Source organism: Promicromonospora sp. NFX87 (genome assembly GCF_048564965.1).
Classification (GTDB): domain Bacteria; phylum Actinomycetota; class Actinomycetes; order Actinomycetales; family Cellulomonadaceae; genus Promicromonospora.
This window is the reverse complement of the sequence record NZ_CP183413.1, coordinates 3635883-3654818: the sequence shown is the minus strand read 5'-3', so window position 1 is coordinate 3654818 and position 18936 is coordinate 3635883. Positions and strand designations below refer to the sequence as shown.

At 70.9% G+C, this 18936-nt stretch carries 17 protein-coding genes; all 17 read left to right on the top strand.

The features are described from left to right. The first annotated feature begins 234 nt into the window (after positions 1-234). The 17 genes from ACNYC2_RS16440 to ACNYC2_RS16360 all read left to right on the top strand — a co-directional run bounded on the left by ACNYC2_RS16440 (position 235) and on the right by ACNYC2_RS16360 (position 18883). Positions 235-1833 carry a UDP-N-acetylmuramoyl-L-alanyl-D-glutamate--2,6-diaminopimelate ligase gene (locus ACNYC2_RS16440; protein ID WP_419702817.1) on the top strand — a complete coding sequence of 533 codons (1599 nt, stop codon included), beginning with the start codon at positions 235-237 and terminating at the stop codon, positions 1831-1833. A gap of 92 nt (positions 1834-1925) precedes the next feature. Beyond that, positions 1926-3386 carry a UDP-N-acetylmuramoyl-tripeptide--D-alanyl-D-alanine ligase gene (locus ACNYC2_RS16435; RefSeq protein WP_419702816.1) on the top strand — a complete coding sequence of 487 codons (1461 nt, stop codon included), beginning with the start codon at positions 1926-1928 and terminating at the stop codon, positions 3384-3386. Then, entirely contained in the window at positions 3383-4480 is a 1098-nt protein-coding gene (gene mraY / locus ACNYC2_RS16430; RefSeq protein ID WP_419702815.1) for a phospho-N-acetylmuramoyl-pentapeptide-transferase, read from the top strand. Before ACNYC2_RS16435 ends, mraY begins: the two co-directional genes overlap by 4 nt. Positions 4481-4485: 5 nt before the next feature. Beyond that, positions 4486-5952, top strand: coding sequence for a UDP-N-acetylmuramoyl-L-alanine--D-glutamate ligase (murD, locus tag ACNYC2_RS16425; RefSeq protein ID WP_419707847.1), 1467 nt, complete (start codon positions 4486-4488; stop codon positions 5950-5952). 15 nt (positions 5953-5967) lie between these two features. Then, the gene (locus ACNYC2_RS16420) at positions 5968-7200 is read left to right on the top strand and encodes an FtsW/RodA/SpoVE family cell cycle protein (protein WP_419702814.1); all 1233 of its coding nucleotides are present in this window, start codon (positions 5968-5970) and stop codon (positions 7198-7200) included. A gap of 115 nt (positions 7201-7315) precedes the next feature. Beyond that, entirely contained in the window at positions 7316-8479 is a 1164-nt protein-coding gene (gene murG, locus ACNYC2_RS16415) for an undecaprenyldiphospho-muramoylpentapeptide beta-N-acetylglucosaminyltransferase (RefSeq protein WP_419702813.1), read from the top strand. Next, entirely contained in the window at positions 8476-9981 is a 1506-nt protein-coding gene (gene murC, locus ACNYC2_RS16410; protein WP_419702812.1) for a UDP-N-acetylmuramate--L-alanine ligase, read from the top strand. The genes murG and murC overlap by 4 nt, the downstream gene beginning before the upstream one ends. Then, positions 9981-11033, top strand: coding sequence for a cell division protein FtsQ/DivIB (locus ACNYC2_RS16405; protein WP_419702811.1), 1053 nt, complete (start codon positions 9981-9983; stop codon positions 11031-11033). Before murC ends, ACNYC2_RS16405 begins: the two co-directional genes overlap by 1 nt. A 315-nt stretch (positions 11034-11348) precedes the next feature. Next, complete coding sequence (ftsZ, locus tag ACNYC2_RS16400) at positions 11349-12695, top strand: cell division protein FtsZ (RefSeq protein ID WP_419702810.1); 1347 nt, start codon at positions 11349-11351, stop codon at positions 12693-12695. Positions 12696-12732: 37 nt separating this feature from the next. Continuing rightward, the gene (gene pgeF / locus ACNYC2_RS16395; RefSeq protein ID WP_419702809.1) at positions 12733-13524 is read left to right on the top strand and encodes a peptidoglycan editing factor PgeF; all 792 of its coding nucleotides are present in this window, start codon (positions 12733-12735) and stop codon (positions 13522-13524) included. A gap of 266 nt (positions 13525-13790) precedes the next feature. After that, the gene (locus tag ACNYC2_RS16390; RefSeq protein ID WP_419702808.1) at positions 13791-14261 is read left to right on the top strand and encodes a cell division protein SepF; all 471 of its coding nucleotides are present in this window, start codon (positions 13791-13793) and stop codon (positions 14259-14261) included. Positions 14262-14418: 157 nt separating this feature from the next. After that, positions 14419-14712, top strand: a complete 294-nt coding sequence (locus ACNYC2_RS16385; RefSeq protein WP_419702807.1) for a YggT family protein — start codon at positions 14419-14421, stop codon at positions 14710-14712. Positions 14713-14965: 253 nt separating this feature from the next. Beyond that, complete coding sequence (locus ACNYC2_RS16380; RefSeq protein WP_357446262.1) at positions 14966-15610, top strand: DivIVA domain-containing protein; 645 nt, start codon at positions 14966-14968, stop codon at positions 15608-15610. Positions 15611-15804: 194 nt separating this feature from the next. Then, complete coding sequence (locus tag ACNYC2_RS16375) at positions 15805-16272, top strand: TraR/DksA family transcriptional regulator (RefSeq protein ID WP_357501582.1); 468 nt, start codon at positions 15805-15807, stop codon at positions 16270-16272. Between the two features lie 297 nt (positions 16273-16569). Further along, positions 16570-17091 carry a hypothetical protein gene (locus ACNYC2_RS16370; RefSeq protein ID WP_419702806.1) on the top strand — a complete coding sequence of 174 codons (522 nt, stop codon included), beginning with the start codon at positions 16570-16572 and terminating at the stop codon, positions 17089-17091. A 239-nt stretch (positions 17092-17330) separates the two neighbouring features. Beyond that, on the top strand, positions 17331-17954 hold the full coding sequence (locus ACNYC2_RS16365) for a signal peptidase II (protein WP_419702805.1): 624 nt from the start codon (positions 17331-17333) through the stop codon (positions 17952-17954). Next, on the top strand, positions 17954-18883 hold the full coding sequence (locus tag ACNYC2_RS16360) for an RluA family pseudouridine synthase (RefSeq protein WP_377136714.1): 930 nt from the start codon (positions 17954-17956) through the stop codon (positions 18881-18883). Before ACNYC2_RS16365 ends, ACNYC2_RS16360 begins: the two co-directional genes overlap by 1 nt. Positions 18884-18936: the final 53 nt, after the last annotated feature.

Here is an 18936-nt window from a genome sequence, read left to right as displayed (position 1 = left end):
GCAGTAGTACAACGTCCTGACGGCTCCAGGCGGCCCACGGTGGACGCCGTACGGGATCGTGTCCTAGAGAGGCGCTGATCACCGTGGCCGAGTGTATTGATCGCTCTGGCTGGCCTCTTTTCAGTTTCTGCCGATATCCGACGTGCTGGTGAGCAGACTGGTCTCGACACAACCACCACCCAAGCCCCACAGACAGGACAGGCCCCTACCCCCGGACGCGGTAGGTTCTACCCCGTGACATCCCCGTTCGACCGGATCCGCCCGGCGGCCACCACCGCGCGCCAGGTCTCCGACCTCGCCGCCGCGTTCGGCCTCACCATCGCCCCAGGTCATCCCGCTGATGCCGCGGTCACCTGCGTGGCCTCGGACAACCGGGTCGCCAGGCCGGGAGACCTCTTCGTGGCCGTCCCCGGCGCCCGCGCACACGGCGCGCAGTTCGCCGCCGACGCCGTCGCGCGCGGTGCCAGCGCCATCCTCACGGATGCGCGCGGGGCAGAGCTGATCGGCGCCGACAACACGGTCCCGGTGCTCGTCGCGGACGAGGACCCCCGCGCCATCCTCGGCCAGGTCGCCGCCTGGGTGCTGGGCAACCCCGCCGAGGACCTGATGACCTTCGGCGTCACCGGCACCAACGGCAAGACCACGACGACCTACCAGCTCGACCACCTCTTGCGGTCGCTCGGCTGGACGGGCGGCCTCATCGGCACCGTCGAGACCCGCTCCGGGGACCGCGTCATCCCCAGCGTCCTGACGACCCCCGAGGCCGCCGACCTCCAGGCCCTGCTCGCCGCGATGCGTGAGGACCACGTGCGCACGCTCGCCATGGAGGTCTCCTCCCACGCGCTCGCGCAGCACCGGGTCGACGGCGTCGTGTTCGGCGTCGCCGGGTTCACCAACCTGACCCAGGACCACCTCGACTTCCACGGCGACTTCGAGTCGTACTTCGCCACCAAGGCCGACCTGTTCACGCCCGCCCGAGCCCGCCGCGGCGTCGTCACCATCGACGACACCTGGGGCGAGCGCATGGCCGAGGCCGCGCAGATCCCCGTCGCGACGCTGTCGACCAGCGCGAAGGACGCCGACTGGACCGTGACCGACGTCGCGCCGTCGGGCACCGGATCCGCCTTCACCCTCACCCACCGCGACGGGCGAACCCTGCGCACCTCCACCTCGCTGCCCGGCGGTTACAACGTGGCCAACGCGGCGCTCGCGGTGACGATGGTGCTCGAGGGCGGCTCGGACATCCGCGACGTGACCGACGCGCTGGCGGCCGGCGACGGCCTGAGCGCCACAGTGCCCGGCCGCATGGAGGTGCTCGCCACCGCACCGCGCGTGGTCGTGGACTTCGCGCACAACACCGAGGCGCTCGAGCTCAGCCTCGCTGCCCTGCGCCCGACGACGCCCGGCAAGCTCTCCGTGGTCTTCGGCGCCACGGGCGACCGCGACCCGGGCAAGCGGCCGTTCATGGGCGCCGCCGCCGTCCGCGGCGCGGACGTGGTCTACGTGACCGACGACGACCCCCACGACGAGGACCCCGCGAAGGTGCGGGCCGAGGTGCTCGCGGGCACCGGGATCGAAGGCACGCCGAGCCGCACCGTCGATGCGGTGGACGGCAGCGGCTCGCGTACCGTGGAGGTCCACGAGGTCGCCCCGCGCGCGGACGCCATCCGCGCCGCGATCCTCGCAGCCGGGCCGGACGACACCGTGCTGGTCGCGGGCCGCGGGCACGAGACCGTCCAGGAGATCGCCGGCGTGGACCACCAGCTCGACGACCGCGTCGAGGCGCGCGCCGCGCTGGCGGACCGGGCTGTGCAACCTCAGCAGAACGTGTAACCCCAGCAGAACGTGTAACCCCAGCAGTACGCGCGAGCCCAGCAGTACGCGTAGCCAGAGCAGGACCCCGTGCAGGAGAGGACACCACAGGCATGATCGAGCTGACTGCGGCCCAGGTCGCTGCAGCCACCGGCGGGCGGCTGCACGCCGACCCGGACGTCACGGTCACGGGGGCGGTGATCATCGACTCGCGCGACGCCGCGCCCGGTGTGCTCTTCGTGGCGCTCCCCGGCGATCGGGTGGACGGCCACGACTACGCGCCCGCCGCGGTGGCCGCTGGTGCCGCGCTGGTGCTGGCGTCCCGCGAGCTGGACGGCCTGCCGACGGTAGTGGTGGACGACCCCCAGGCGGCCCTCGGCGAGCTGGCGCGCTACGTCCTCGCGAGGGCGCGCAGCGGCGCCCACGGCGGCGTCGTGCCCCAGGTGGTGGCCGTGACCGGCTCGGTGGGCAAGACGACCACCAAGGACCTGCTCGGCCAGCTCCTCACCCCCGAAGCGGGCGGCGAGGACGCCATCATCTTCACCAAGGGCTCGTTCAACAACGAGATCGGTCTGCCGCTGACGGTCCTGCGGGTCACGGCCGCCACGCGCTACCTGGTGCTCGAGATGGGCGCCGACCGCCTCGGCAACATCGCGTACCTGACGGGCATCGCGCCGCCCGACCTCGGCGTCGTGCTCGCGGTGGGCGTCGCGCACATCGGCCACTTCGGCAGCGTCGAGATCATCGCGAAGACCAAGTCCGAGATGGTCTCCGGCGTCGTCGACGGCGGTTCCGTGGTGCTCAATGCCGACGACCAGCGGGTCGTCGCCATGGCGAGCCTGGCCGGTCCCGGCACCACCGTGCAGACCTTCGGCACCATCCCGTCCGCCGACGTCCGCGCCGAGGACATCACCATCGACGCCATGGGCCGGGCGAGCTTCACGCTCCGCGTCGCCCGCGCCGGCGAGGCCGACGAGCAGCGCGCCGACGTCGCGCTGCAGCTCGTCGGAGCGCACCACGTGAGCAACGCGCTCGCCGCCGCCACGGTGGTGCTGCGCCTCGGCGTGCCCCTGCCCGACGTCGCGAAGCGGCTCTCCGAGGCCACCGCGCTGAGCCCGCACCGGATGGCCGTCACCGAGCGGCCCGACGGCGTCACGGTGATCGACGACGCGTACAACGCCAACCCGGACTCGATGAAGGCCGCGCTGCGCACCCTCGCGGTGGTGTCCGGCCGGACCCGCCGCTCCGTTGCGGTGCTCGGCGAGATGCTCGAGCTCGGCGACAGCGCCCGTGCAGCGCACGACGAGATCGGCCGGCTCGTGGTGCGGCTGAACATCAAGCAGCTCGTCGTGATCGGCCAGGGCGCGTACCACATCCACGAGGGCGCCATGCAGGAGGGGTCCTGGGGCTCGGAGTCGATCTTCGTGCCCGACATCGCCGCCGCCCGCGAGCTGCTGGACGAGTCGCTGGAGGCCGGCGACGTCGTGCTCGTGAAGTCTTCCCTCGGCGCCGGGCTGACCGCGCTCGGGGACCACCTGTCGGGTGCCAAGACCACAGAGGACAACCACAAGTGATCGCGATCCTGGTCAGCGCCGCAGTGGCGCTGCTCGTCGCCCTGCTGGGCACACCGGTCTTCATCAAGTTCCTGATCCACAAGAACTATGGCCAGTTCGTGCGCGAGGACGGCCCCACCGGGCACTTCATCAAGCGTGGCACACCTCAGATGGGCGGCGTCGTCATCATCGCGGCGACGGTCCTCGGCGTCGCCGCCTCGATGCTGGTGTCGCAGCGGCTGCCGAGCGTGTCGGCGCTGCTGGCGCTCTACCTCATGGCGGGCCTCGGCCTGATCGGGTTCCTCGACGACTTCACGAAGATCCGCAAGCAGCGGTCCCTCGGCCTGACCCCGCGCGCCAAGCTGATCGGCCAGGGGATCGTCGGCATCTCCTTCGCGGTGCTCGCGCTGCAGTTCCCCAACGAGAACTCGCGGACCCCCGCGTCGACCAAGATCTCGTTCCTGCGCGACACCGACTTCGACCTCGACCTGGGGATCGTCGGCGCCACCGGCGCCACCGTCGGCCTCATCCTCTTCGTGATCTGGGCCAACCTGCTGGTGTCCGCGTGGTCCAACGCGGTGAACGTGACCGACGGCCTGGACGGCCTGGCGACCGGCGTCTCGATCATCACGTTCGGCGCGTACGTGCTGCTCGGGATCTGGCAGCTCAACCAGTCGTGCCAGCTCGTCGCCACCGCCGGACCACGCTGCTACGAGGTGCGGGACCCGCAGGACCTGGCCATCGTCGCCGCGGCGGTCACGGGCGCGTGTGTCGGGTTCCTGTGGTGGAACGCCAACCCCGCCAAGATCTTCATGGGCGACACCGGCTCGCTCGCCCTGGGCGGCGCGCTGGCGGGTCTGTCGATCCTGTCGCGGACCGAGCTGCTCGCGGTGATGCTCGGTGGGCTGTTCGTGGTCATCGTCTCCTCGGTGGTGATCCAGGTCGGCTTCTTCAAGATGACGGGCAAGCGGGTCTTCAAGATGGCGCCGCTGCAGCACCACTTCGAGCTGTCCGGGTGGGGCGAGGTCACGATCGTCATCCGGTTCTGGCTGATCGCCGGACTGCTCGCGGGCCTGGGCATGGGCATCTTCTACGCCGAGTGGGTCGCCTCGTGACGGACGTGCCCGGCTCCGACTCCTACGGGACCGTCGAGCCGCGCGTCCCGCTCGGCGAGGCCCGGGTGGTCCTGGCCGGCCTCGGCGTCACCGGCCGTTCGCTGCAGCGCGTCCTGACCCCGCGCATCGCGTCCCTGGTCACGGTCGACGACAAGGCCGACGACGCCGACCACAGCGCGCTGGACGCCGACGGCGCCGCGGCCGTGCTGGCGGAGGCGGACCTGCTGGTCGCCTCGCCGGGCTTCGCGCCGCACCACCCGGTCGTCGCTGCCGCGCTGGCCGCGGGCGTGCCCGTATGGAGCGAGGCCGAGCTGGCGTGGCGCCTGCGGGTAGACCGCCTGGGCTCCGACCAGCCCGCCGAGTGGCTGGGCATCACCGGTTCCAACGGCAAGACGACCACCGTCGAGATGCTGGCCGCGATCCTGCGGGCCGCGGGCCTGCGCACCGCCGCCGTCGGCAACGTGGGCAGGTCCCTCGTCGAGGCGGCGCTCGACCCGACCCTCGACGTCCTCGCGGTGGAGCTCTCCAGCTTCCAGCTCCACTTCACGCACACGATGTCGCTGGAGGCCGGCGCGGTCCTCAACGTGGCCGCTGACCACCTCGACTGGCACGGCTCCCTCGACGCGTACGCGCGCGACAAGGGCCGCATCTTCGAGAACGTCAAGGTCGCCTGCGTCTACAACGTCGCGGACAAGCGGACCGAGGACCTGGTGCGCGAGGCCGACGTCGTCGAGGGCGCCCGCGCCGTCGGCTTCGTGGCCGGCATGCCGGGCCCGGGCGACCTCGGCCTGGTCGACGACGTCCTCGTGGACCGCGCCTTCCACGCCGCGGGCGACGACCCCGACCGCCGCAAGAGCGCCGCGGAGCTCGGCACCCTGGCCGATCTGAAGCAGCTGGGCGACCACAACGGCGTCGTGCCTTCGCACATCCTGGCCGACGCCCTGGCCGCCGCCGCCCTGGCCCGCGCGCACGGCGTGCCCGCGTCCGCCGTCCGCGACGGGCTGCGGTCCTTCGGGCCGAGCGACCACCGCATCCAGCGCGTCGCCGAGTCGGACGGCGTCACCTACGTGAACGACTCGAAGGCCACGAACGCGCACTCCGCGGCCGCCTCGCTGGCCGGTTTCGCACACGGCACCGTCGTCTGGATAGCGGGCGGGCTGCCCAAGGGCGCCACGTTCGACGAGCTCGTCTCGTCCCGCGCCGACCGGATGCGTGCGGCAGTCGTGATTGGCGCGGACCCCCGGCCGCTGGCCGACACGCTGGCCCGACACGCGCCGAAGATCCCGGTAGTGGTGATCGATCCCGGTGACACTGGTTCCGTGATGCGCCGGGCGGTAGCCGCAGCGCGGGACCTGGCCCAGCCAGGGGACACCGTGCTGCTGGCCCCTGCCGGTGCGTCGCAGGACCAGTTCACCTCGTACGCCCAGCGCGGCGAGGAGTTCGCACGCGTGGTGCGTGAGCTCACCGCCTGAGCCGGAGGGACGGGTATGGCCACGACGAGTACGAACCGCGGCGCTCCCGCGCGGTCCTGGCTGGGCCAGTGGAACTCCAACGTCTCCAGCTACTACCTCCTGGTGGGTACCACCGGTCTGCTGACGGTGATCGGGCTCATCATGGTGCTGTCCAGCTCGACAGTGACCTCGATCGCCGCAGACCAGTCGCCGTACGCGGCTTTCCTGGTCCAGGCGCAGTACGCGCTGATGGGCCTGCCCGTGCTCCTGGTCGCGGCACACCTGCCCGTCCGTTGGTACAAGCGCCTGGCGCTGCCCGGGCTCCTGCTCGCCCTGGCACTGCTCGTGGCGGTGATCTTCCTGGGCGAGATCCGGAACGGGCAGCAGAACTGGCTCCCGCTCGGGTCATTCGCGTTCCAGCCGTCCGAGCTCGCCAAGCTCGCGCTCGCCATCTGGCTCGGCACGGTGCTCGGCCGCAAGCAGGCCCTGCTGGGCAGCTGGTCGCACGCGATCCTGCCCGCGGCACCCGGGGCCGTGGTGGTGCTCGGGCTGGTGCTCGCGGGCGGAGACCTCGGCACGGCGCTCGTGATGGGCCTTCTCGTGGCCGGCGCCTTCTTCGTGTCCGGCGTGCCCATGTCCCTCATGACGCTCGGCGGCGTGCTCGCTGCCTTCGTCGTGGGCTACGTGTTCATCCTGCAGCAGGACGGCGGCGACCGCCTCCAGCGCATCATCGCGACCTACGGCGCCGAGTGCGACGCTGCCTCCGACTGCTACCAGTCGCTGCACGGCCTGTTCGGCCTGGGCACCGGCGGGCTGTGGGGCGTGGGCCTGGGCGGGAGCCGCGAGAAGTGGAACTACCTGCCCGAGGCGCACAACGACTTCATCTTCGCCGTCATCGGCGAGGAGCTCGGCCTGTTCGGCACGGTGCTGGTGCTCGCGCTCTTCGCGGTGCTCGGGCTGGCGATGAGCCGGGTGATCCGGCGGCACACCGACCCGTTCGTCAAGGTCACCACCGCCGCCGTCGGCTGCTGGATCGTGGGCCAGGCGTTCGTGAACATCGGCGTCGTGATCGGCGTCCTGCCGGTGATCGGGGTGCCGCTCCCGCTGGTGTCCGCCGGTGGGTCCGCGCTCATCACGACGATGGCGGCGCTCGGAATGGTGATCTCTTTTGCCCGGACCGAGCCAGGGGCTGCCAAGGCACTGGCTGCACGCGGTAGCGTCGTCCGCAAGTCACTGGCTGTGCTGGGCGGCGCGGTTCGTAGACGGTAGAAATGTGCACGGTGGCTCCATCCGTGACGAGATCCGGCAGCTCGGGTCGTGTCGCGGCGGGGCGGCCGCGCACCGATCCGCCCGCGCCGTTCGGCCGGGCGACGACGAGAAGGTGATGATGAGCTCAGCAGTTGTGTCGGTGGTGCTCGCCGGTGGCGGTAGCGCAGGACACGTGAACCCCCTGCTCGCGGTGGCCGACGAGGTTCGGCGCAGGGAGCCAGGCGCGCGCGTGCTCGCGCTCGGCACCACCACCGGTCTGGAGGCCGAGCTCGTGCCGGCCCGCGGCTACGAGCTGCGGCCCATCCCGCGTGTGCCGCTGCCGCGGCGCCCCAGCCCGGACCTGCTGCGGCTGCCGGGCAGGCTGGCCGCCGCGGTGAAGTCTGCTGAGGACGCGATCGACGAGATCGACGCGCAGGCGGTCATCGGGTTCGGCGGGTACGTGGCCACGCCGGCGTACCTCGCGGCCCGGCGCAAGGACATCCCGATCGTGATCCACGAGCAGAACATGCGCCCCGGTCTGGCCAACCGCCTGGGTGCCCGGTGGGCGTCCCGGGTCGGGCTGACCTTCGCCGGCACCCCGCTGCGCGGCGGCGTCCTCACGGGACTGCCACTACGCCAGGCCATCGCGGCGCTCGTGCAGGAGCGCGAGGCCGACGCCGCGGGCGTCCGGGTCCGCGCCGCCGCCGAGCTGGGCCTGGACCCGGCGCTGCCGACCCTCGTCGTCACCGGCGGTTCCCTCGGTGCGGTGAACCTGAACCGCGGGGTGTCCGGCGTCGCCGCCCAGATCCTCGCCGCGGGCGCCCAGGTGCTGCACCTGACCGGCAAGGGCCGCAGCCCCGAGGTGCTCGAGACGCTGGCGGCGGTCCCCGACCTCGACCGCGCGCGCTACCAGGTCCGCGAGTACCTGGAGCAGATGGAGCTCGCCTACGCGGTGGCGGACCTGGTGGTCTGCCGCTCCGGCGCGGGCTCGGTCGGCGAGCAGGCGGCGCTCGGCATCCCCGCGGTCTACGTGCCGCTGCCCATCGGCAACGGCGAGCAGCGGCTCAACGCCGCGCCGCTCGTGGAGGCCGGCGGCGGCCTGCTGGTGGACGACGCGGACCTGACACCCGAGTGGGTGTCCACGAACGTTCCCCCGCTGCTCGCGGACCGCGAGCGGCTCGGTGTCATGGCGAAGGCCGCTCGGTCGGCCGGCACCACCGACGGCGCCGCACGTGTCGTCGATCTCGTCGAGCAAGCCGTACGGTCAGCAGGTACCGACACCACGGAGGTCAGGTCATGAGCACCACGGTCACGGATCAGATGACGGATCAGGTCGCGAAGCTCGGACGCGTCCACATGATCGGTATAGGCGGGGCGGGCATGTCCGTCGTGGCGCGCCTGCTCGCCGGGCGCGGCGTGCCCGTGCAGGGCTCGGACGCTGCCGACTCGGAGACGCTGGAGGCCCTGCGGTCCGAGGGCGTCAAGGTGTGGGTCGGGCACGACCCGGCGCACCTCACGGGCGTGGACACCGTGGTGATCTCGAGCGCCGTGCACGAGGAGAACCCGGAGCTGGCCGCGGCCCGCGCCCGCCGCCTGAACGTGCTGCACCGCTCGCAGGCGCTGGCCGCGCTGATGGAGGGCCGGCGCGGCGTCGCCGTCGCGGGCGCGCACGGCAAGACGACGACGTCGGCAATGATCGCGACGATCCTGCGCGAGGCGGGTCTCGACCCGTCGTACGCGATCGGCAGCACCGTCCGCACCGCCAGCGGCTCGACGCCGGGCGGGCACCTCGGTACGTCCGACGTGCTCGTGGCCGAGGCCGACGAGTCGGACGGCTCGTTCCTGAACTACACGCCGACCATCGCGGTGGTGACGAACGTCGAGGCGGACCACCTGGACCACTACGGCACCCCCGAGGCGTTCAGCGGAGCGTTCATCCGGTTCGCGCGCCGGCTGGTCTCCGACGGCTGGCTCATCGCGTGCGCCGACGACGAGGGCTCGCTCTCGGTGGGCGCCACCATCTGCGCGACCGGTGGCCACGTCATCACCTACGGCACCAGCGACACGGCTCGCGTGCGGGTCACGGACATCTCGACGACGCCTGAGGGCACCACCGCGGTCCTGCGCGGCGACATCCTGGGCACCAACGAGCAGGTGGCCGACGGTGCCGGCGTGTCCGGCAACGTGCCGGGCATCCTGATGCGGCTCTCGGTCCCGGGCAAGCACAACGTGCTCAACGCGACCGCCGCAGTGATCGCCGCGGTGCAGCTGGGCGTCGAGCCCGCGCAGGCGGTCACGGGAGTCGAGGCGTTCGTCGGCACGGGCCGGCGCTTCGAGGAGAAGGGCACCGCCGACGGCGTCCGCGTCATCGACGACTACGCCCACCACCCCACGGAGATCCGGGCCATCCTGACGGCCGCACGCGAGATCGCCGACGGCGGCCGCGTGCTGGTCCTGTTCCAGCCGCACCTCTACTCGCGCACCAAGTTCTTCGCCGACAAGTTCGCGCTGGAGCTGTCCGCGGCCGACGAGGTGGTGGTCACGGACATCTACGGCGCCCGGGAGGAGCCCGACCCGACGATCACGGCGAACACCATCGTCGACCTGATGGCCGACCACGGTGCCGTCTACGCGGTGCCGGACCGGCTGGACGCCGCGCACGCGATCGCCGACCTCGCCCGCCCGGGCGACGTGGTGCTCACGGTCGGCGCCGGCGACGTGACGCAGCTCGGGCCCGCCGTACTGGCGCGCCTGAACGGCCGCGTGGCGACCGGCTCGAACACGGGGCTGGGCGAGGACTGATGCGACCGCCCGCGCGTCCTCGCGCCGCGGGCACGGCACGGCCGCGCCCCGCAGGTGAGGGTCCGGCACAGCAGGAGCACGACGGCCAGGAGGCCACGGGGCCGACTACCCGTGGCACCCGGGGTCCGGGTCCGGCGCAGGAGTCCGCTCAGCGGCCTCCTGCGGCCGGGCCCGGCCGCAGGCCGTCCGGTACGAAGGCACCGGCCCAGCGGCGCCCCGTCGAACAGCTGGTACCGCGGGCGCCGGAGACGTTCCCGGCGAGCCGCCCGGGCACGGCCCGCGCGACGACGTCGCGCACACGCGACGACGTGGTCTCGGACCAGCTGGCGGACCGGCTCGCCGAGCGCACGGCGATGGCCCGCTACCGCATGTGGCGGCGGATCGGCTGGACCGCCCTGGCGCTGGCGGTCACCGCCGGCCTGGTGTGGGTCACGTTCTTCTCGCCGCTGCTCGCGCTCGACCCGGAGCAGGTCCAGGTGACCGGGCAGGGCACCACCGTCGACGTCGAGCAGGTGCGCGAGGCGGTGACCGACGAGGCGGGCGTACCGCTGCCGCGGATCGACACGGTCGGTCTGCGCGAGGAGATCCTCGGAATGAACGCCGTCAAGAACGTGGCGATCACGCGCGCGTGGCCGGACGGCCTGACGGTGCGGCTCACCTCCCGCGAGCCGGTGGCCGCCGTCCCGCAGTCGGGCGACGTGTACGCGCTGATGGACGCCGAGGGCGTGCGGGTCGGCACGGTGGAGGACGCCCCTGACCACCTGCCGTCGATAGTGGTCTCGCTCACCGACGACGAGGCCGGGCGGCGGGCCATGAACGCGGCCCTCGAGGTCCTGGGCGCCCTGCCGCGGAAGCTCGCGGGCAGCATCCAGACGGTCAGCGCGGCGACGCAGGACGACGTGCGCACCACGCTGTCGGACGGTCGCGTGATCCGGTGGGGGAGCGGGGCGCAGGTCGAGCTCAAGATCAAGGTGGCGCAGACCCTGCTCCGCGCGGAGCCGTCGGCCACGACCATCGACGTCTCGTCGCCCGCCCTGCCGGTCACGCGCTGACCGGCACCTGCCGGTTTCGACCCCGGTGGGGCGAATGACGCCGAGGTCGGGCTTGTGACGTCGCAGGTCAGGCGCGGATCACCGCAGAACGGGCTTCTGACGTCGCAGGTCAGATCGGTCGCGGCCCAAAATGACATCCGTGTGATTTCTCGCGTGCATCGGTGCGCGACACGCGCAACGATGTCTTCGACACACCTCGACGACGCACCTACCGTCGAACTCAGCAGCAACCTGACATAACTCTAACCCTCTACCTCAACCTGAGGGTTCTGGGATGAGAGTCGGGACTCGGGACCCGATCGAAAGGCAGACGACGTGGCAACTCCGCAGAACTACCTGGCAGTAATCAAGGTGGTCGGTATCGGCGGCGGTGGTGTGAACGCCGTCAACCGCATGATCGAGGTCGGCCTCAAGGGCGTCGAGTTCATCGCGATCAACACAGACGCACAAGCACTCCTGATGTCGGACGCCGACGTCAAGCTCGATGTCGGACGGGAGCTCACGCGCGGCCTCGGCGCCGGCGCGGACCCCGAGGTCGGCAAGAAGGCGGCGGAGGACCACGCGGAGGAGATCGAGGACGTCCTGCGCGGCGCCGACATGGTCTTCGTGACGGCGGGCGAGGGCGGCGGCACCGGCACGGGCGGCGCGCCCGTCGTCGCACGCATCGCGCGCTCGCTCGGCGCGCTGACCGTAGGGGTGGTCACCCGGCCGTTCACGTTCGAGGGCCGGCGCCGTGCGGTGCAGGCCGACAGCGGCATCGAGAACCTCCGCGACGAGGTCGACACGCTCATCGTGATCCCGAACGACCGGCTCCTGTCGATGTCGGACCGGAACGTATCGGCGATCGCGGCCTTCCACTCGGCCGACCAGGTGCTGCACTCCGGTGTGCAGGGCATCACGGACCTCATCACGACGCCCGGCCTGATCAACCTCGACTTCGCGGACGTGAAGTCGGTGATGCAGGGTGCGGGCTCCGCGCTCATGGGCATCGGCTCCGCCCGCGGCGAGGACCGTGCGGTCCAGGCCGCGGAGCTGGCGATCTCGTCGCCGCTGCTCGAGGCCTCGATCGACGGCGCGCACGGTGTGCTGCTCTCGATCCAGGGCGGCAGCGACCTCGGTCTCTTCGAGGTGCACGAGGCCGCGCGCCTGGTGCAGGAGGCAGCGCACCCCGAGGCGAACATCATCTTCGGTACGGTCATCGACGACGCCCTGGGCGACGAGGTGCGCGTCACCGTCATCGCGGCGGGCTTCGACGGCGGCCTGCCCAAGGAGCGCAAGGACAACCGTGCGCTCGGCCAGGTGGCCGGTGCCGTCGCGACCCCCGCGGCGACGCGGAGCCCCGCGACCGCCCCGGTGCCGCTGCCCGACGTGTCCGACGCGGCGCGCCGCGCACCGGAGCACCACCACGGCAACGGCATGCCGCCGTCGGTCCCGCCGGCGCACCAGCCCTCGCCGGTGTCCACGCTGCCACGCATCATCGACGACGAGGGCTCTGACGACGTGCCGCGCACGCTCGACGAGCCCGCCGTCGTGGTGCACGGCTCGTTCAACCGGCAAGACGTCTCGCGCGAGCAGGGCGAGCGTGTGGAGGTGCCGCCGCTGTACGACGAGAACCCGCGTCGTGTCTCGGAGGACCTGGACGTCCCCGACTTCCTGAAGTGATCCGGACCGGAGTCGTCCGCCGGGTACTCTCGCACCCGTGAGCGACAGCCGGACACCTTCAGGCGTGCACCCCGTCGATCTTGGCGACGGGGTGCACGCCTTTTTCACCACCGGTACGGGCGGCGTCTCGCCGGCCCCCTGGAGCACGACTGACGGCGGCGGCCTGAACCTGGGCCTCAACGTGTCCGACGACCCGTCCCGGGTGGCGGTCAACCGTTCCCTGGTCGCCGAACGGCTCGGCGCGCCGGTGGTCTTCGCGACGCAGGTGCACGGCGACGAGGTGCTGGAGCTCGGCCCGGCCGACCGTGCGGCGTGGGCCGCCGCCTCTCCGCCGGGGTCGGCGGGGGAGGGCGACGCGCTGGTCACCGCGGAACGCGGGCTGGGCCTCGGCGTCCTGGTCGCCGACTGCGTACCCGTGCTGCTCGCCGATCCGGAGGCGCGCGTGGTCGGCGTGGCGCACGCGGGACGCAAGGGTGTGCTCGCCGGTGTGGTGCACAGGGCTCTGGACGCGCTGGTCGCCCGGGGTGCGGACCCCGCGCGCGTGCGCGCCGTCGTCGGGCCCGCTGTGTGCGGGCGGTGCTACGAGGTTCCCGCCGCCATGCGTGACGAGGTGGCCGGCGTGGTACCCGAGGCCTACGCGACGACAAGGGACGGAACACCCGGGCTTGACCTGCCGTCCGGGGTGCTGGCGCAGCTGGCCGCGCGCGGTGTCGCGGCGGGCCGGGTGCATCGCTGCACGTTGGAGGATCCGGAGCTGTTCTCCCACCGCCGGGCCAGCGGGGCCGGTACCACAACGGGCAGACAAGCCGGGATCATCGCGCTCATTTGACGCCAGCGCCCGGATCGTCCTTCCGCGACACGCCGATGGCAACGCTCTGACCTGCGAAATCACACGGATGTCGTTTTTAGCGAGCATTCGCTGAACAACTTTGGCAAAGTTGTTCGTGGCACGGCGTGTCGCACTTCCGGGTCGGATTGCGCCGGGCTACTTTTGTCAAGGCGACCTCGACCAGGGGTCAAGGTCGGACCTGCTTGCGGGCCCGCTGGACACCGAGACAGAAGGACGCACAGCAGGCGACGAACGGAGAATGAGCGATGGCCGGAGCGCTTCGCAAGACCATGCTGTATCTGGGCCTCGCCGACGATCAGGGCGAGCAGGAGTACCTCGACGACTACGACGAGGGCCTGGAGGAAAACGTGGAGGACCACCGGCACGCGCAGGTCACGCCGCTGCACCGCGATGGTGTACCGCGTGAGGCCCTGTCCTCCTCGGACCTACGCCGGATCACGACCGTGCACCCCCGGTCGTACAACGACGCACGGAACATCGGCGAGGCCTTCCGCGCCGGTACCCCCGTCATCATGAATCTCTCCGACATGGACGACGCCGACGCCAAGCGCCTGGTCGACTTCTCCGCCGGCCTGATCTTCGGTCTGCACGGCTCGATCGAACGGGTGACCAACAAGGTCTTCCTGCTCTCGCCCGAGCACGTGGAGATCGCGGCCGAGGAGCAGGCTCCGCCCGAGAAGACGAACGGGCGCGGCGGCTTCTACAACCAGAGCTGAGCCCGGCAGGGCTGGACGACCCGGCTCGACGATCCAGCTGGACGATGTATGAGGGGCGGTCGCTGCGGCGGCCGCCCCTCACATGTCCCTCGACGGCCTGTGGTGTTGGGCCTTGCCCTCATGTGCTTCCCAGTTCAGACAGGTTAGGTTGTGCCTTGTGACTGTGATCTGGCAATTCATCGGCTTCGTTCTGTGGCTGTTCCTCCTGTTCCTCATCGGACGGCTGGTCTTCGACTGGGTGCAGTTCTTTGCCCGGGACTGGCGACCGCGTGGCGTGCTGCTCGTGATCGCGGAAGCGATCTACACGGTCACCGACCCTCCGCTGAGGTTCCTCCGTCGTCTGATCCCGCCGCTGCGGCTCGGTCAGGTCCAGCTGGACCTCGCCTTCATCGTCCTGTTCTTCGGCGTCTCGCTGCTCCAGGGCCTGGTCGGGTTCCTCGCGGCTGCGTGAAGGTGTCGAATCTGTGCCGGTTCATGGCGAGTCCGATTTGGGCTGTTGTGCCGAGGCCCCGGAAACATTGACCAGAGCATGGATATGGCCTGGGGTGACACGGCACACTCTGTGAGGAAATCGTGCCCGGCGGTGCTCCCGGTGTCCCACGCCGATCTCGTCCGCTACCGTGGGCTTCGACGGAGGGCGCGCGGCTGGGCAGCGCCGACGTCCGAGTTCTGCGTTCCTACGTTCTAACTTTCGAGGTGACACGATGGCACTGCTTACTGCAGAGGACATCCTCAACAAGAAGTTCTCCGCGACGAAGTTCCGCGAGGGCTACGACGTCGAGGAGGTCGACGACTTCCTCGACGAGGTCGTGCGGACCCTGACCAACGTCCAGGAAGAGAACGAGGGTCTCCGGCAGAAGGTCGCCGCCGCGGAGCGACGCATCGCCGAGCTCTCGCGCAACGAGGCCGCCGGTTCCGCCCGCGCGCAGGCCGCGCCGGTCGCGGCTCCGGTCATGCCGACCGGTCCCGCAGGAGGCCCCAAGGGCAACGGCCCGGAGCCGGAGTCGGCGACCGGGATGCTCCAGCTGGCCCAGAAGCTGCACGACGACTACGTGCGTTCAGGCCAGGAAGAGGGCGACCGGCTCATCACCGAGGCCAAGACCGAAGGCGCGCGCATCGTGCGCGACGCCGAGGAGACCTCGCACCGCACGCTGTCCCAGCTCGAGCAGGAGCGTTCGCTGCTGGAGCGCAAGATCGACGAGCTGCGCCTCTTCGAGCGCGACTACCGCACCCGGCTGAAGAGCTTCCTGCAGAACCTGCTCGGCGATCTCGACGCACGTGGCTCGGCCCTGCCGCCGCGCAACAACCAGCAGTCCGGCCGTCCGGCAGAGATGGCTCAGGGCATCTGACAGCACCGTCTGTCGAGAGTGTCCGTCGAGCATGGCGGCCGGGCGTCCCCACCTCACGCCCGGTCGCCGCGCGCGACAAGCCAGACGCACTCATGATTGGGGCACGCCACATCGGCGTGCCCCGTTGTGCGTCCGGCCGCTTGTGCTTACGCTTCGTTGACTTGACCACCGGGGGCGACCGTGAAGGGGAACCCATGACCAAGATCTCGACCGCGACGCGAGCCGCGATCAAGCAAGAGTTCCCGAACCTTACGCGCGACGTGAAGAAGTTCCCCGTCCGCGAAGGCGAAGAACCCTGGACCGTACGTGAGGCCGAGGAGCTGGCCGCACTCCTCGTCGAGGACAAGGAACGGCTCGAACGGGAGCTGGAGTCGGCCGACCGCGAGCTGTCGGACCTTCTGCGCAACTCGGGCGACGGCGCGGGCGACGACCAGGCCGACTACGGCTCGAGCGCGCTCGAGCGCGAACAGGAGCTCACGCTCGTCAACAACATGCGTGACCTGCTGGACCAGACGAACCACGCGCTGGACCGCATCCGCAAGGGCACGTACGCCACGTGCGAGCTCACCAACCTGCCGATCGGCAAGGCGCGGCTCCAGGCCTTCCCCAGGGCCACGCTGTCGGTAGAGGCCAAGGCGCGCGAAGAGCGTCGCGGAGCCTGACCGGCGGGGCAGCGAAGCCCCGCGGTCGGCCGCCCCGAATATCCGATATCAAGATTGTGATGTCTGGGTTACGGGTATTCCTGGCGGAATGCCGCGGGGTTCGGTCCGGGAATGTCTTGTTTTATTCCCTGTGCGCCGCGTCACGTTCGAATTGACAGGGTGAATTCCTCGTCAGATGCTCGTCGAGATGAATCACACGTGTGTGGTTCGTCATCTATTCGTCTGAGCTATATCGAGGGGGAAAACACAATGATCCGAGGATTCCGTGCAACCTGCCGTGCAGGGGCAGCCGTTGTCATGTCGGCCGGCCTGATCGTCGCCGCTGCTTCGGGTGCGAGCGCCATGGTCGCGGGCGACGCGCCCGAGCTGATCAGCGCACCCGCCGGCAGTGCAACGGACGCGGCCGCCGCGGCTGAGCTGCTCGGCACCACGGACCCGCTGGGTGTCGTCACCGCCGACGGTGCGTTCGACCAGCTCGAGGGCTACGGCACGTCCGAGCTGCCCGCGGGCGTCGACGGTGCGATGGTCCCCGAGGAGGTCGCCACCACCGGTGACGTCGTCTCCTACGAGGAGAGCGACGGCAGCTTCAACGTTCTGAACGACGTGTGTGTCGCTCCCTGGTACTGGGAGGGTCCGGGCAACGTGGGCAGCACCGCCAACGTGACCGAGTACAAGGCCTGCAACGACGGTGACACCGAGCTGGGCGGCGACGGTTCGGTCAACATCGCCAACAACGTGTGTGTCGCCCCGTGGCACTGGGACGGCCCGCTGAACCTGTTCAACACGGGTAACTTCACGAAGTACGCGGCCTGCAACTGACGCTCGCGTCAATTGACTGCCGCCGTGCGGTGACGCGACGGTAGTGCTGCACCAGGCGAGGCCCTTTCCCGGATTTCCGGGAAAGGGCCTCGCTGCTTTGTCGGACGGCGCCGCCTTTTGATTCGGAATCAATTGTTGAGTGCCGAGGAACAGCCGGTGGCACAGGAACACGACACCCTTCGCCCGGCCTCCGCGCGGGCGGGCGCGGGTACCGTCCGTGGCATGGGAGAATTTGCCTGATGTCTACTCCCGCTGAACCTTCCGCCGTGGCCGGCGGCGAGACGGATCCCGCAGCAGCCACGCCCCCGTCGTCCGGCAGCCGTGTGCTGGTGGTCTGGACCGTCGTCCTCGCGGCCTTCGTCCTGGCCGCCGACCAGCTCACCAAGTGGTGGGCCGAGTCAGCGCTGGACGTGAACGCGCCGACCATCCCGATAGTGGGTGACCTGCTCGGCATCCGGCTGATCTACAACCCGGGCGCCGCGCTGTCGATCGCGTCGGGCTACACCTGGATCCTGACCATCGTGGTGACGGTGGTCGTGGTCTTCATCGTCCGGGCGATCGGACGGCTCGGCTCGCGTGGCTGGGCGGTGGCGCTCGGCCTGCTGCTCGGCGGCGCCGTCGGCAACCTGGTGGACCGCCTCGTGCGCGAGCCCGGGTTCGCGCGCGGCCACGTCGTGGACTTCATCGACTACGCGGGCTTCTTCGTCGGCAACGTCGCCGACATCGCCGTCGTCTCGGCGGCCGTGCTGATCGCGCTACTGTCGCTGCGGGGCATCGGCCTGGACGGCAAGCGGCACACGGACGACGCGCAGCCTGCCGAGCGGCCTGCGGACCGGCCGGACGACCAGAACGACCCCGCCTGATGGCGCTGCGTACGCTGCCCGTGCCCGACGGGCTGGCAGGCGACCGCGTGGATGCCGCCCTGGCGCGCATGCTCGGCTTCTCCCGGACCCGCGCGGCGGAGCTCGCCGAGGCGGGTGCCGTGCGTCTCGACGGGCGCCAGGTGCGCAAGTCGGACCGGGTGGTACCCGGCGGCTGGCTCGAGGTCGACATGCCGGAGGAGCGTCCCGCCGTCGAGGTGGTCGCGGAGCCCGTGCCCGGCATGGGCATCGTGTACGACGACGACGACCTGGTGGTGATCGACAAGCCGGTCGGCGTGGCGGCGCACCCCTCGCCGGGCTGGACCGGTCCCACGGTGGTCGGGGCGCTCGTCGCGGCGGGCTATCGCGTCTCCACGTCGGGGGCTGCGGAGCGGCAGGGCATCGTGCACCGGCTCGACGTCGGTACGTCGGGCCTGATGGTCGTCGCGAAGTCGGAGCTCGCCTACACGGGCCTCAAGCGCGCCTTCAAGGAGCGCACCGTCGACAAGATCTACCACGCGCTCGCCCAGGGCCACCCTGACCCGACGTCGGGCACCGTGGACGCGCCGATCGGCCGGCACCCGAGCTCGGACTGGAAGTTCGCGGTGACCGCGGACGGCAAGCCCTCGGTGACGCACTACGAGACGCTCGAGATGCTGTCGTCGGCCTCGCTGCTGGAGGTGCACCTGGAGACCGGGCGCACCCACCAGATCCGCGTGCACCTCGCGGCGCTGCGCCACCCGCTCGTCGGCGACCTGACCTACGGCGCGGACCCCGTCCTGGCCGCCAAGGTGGGGCTGAAGCGGCAGTGGCTGCACGCGCACCGGCTGGGCTTCGAGCACCCGACGACGGGTCGCCGGGTCGAGGTGGAGTCGCAGTACCCGGCTGATCTGGAGGCCGCGCTCGAGGTCGTGCGGGGCGCGTACAAGTGATGTGAGGTTCCGCTCGGCGTTGCTGGGCGAGAGTGTCGGTGGCTCGATTTAGA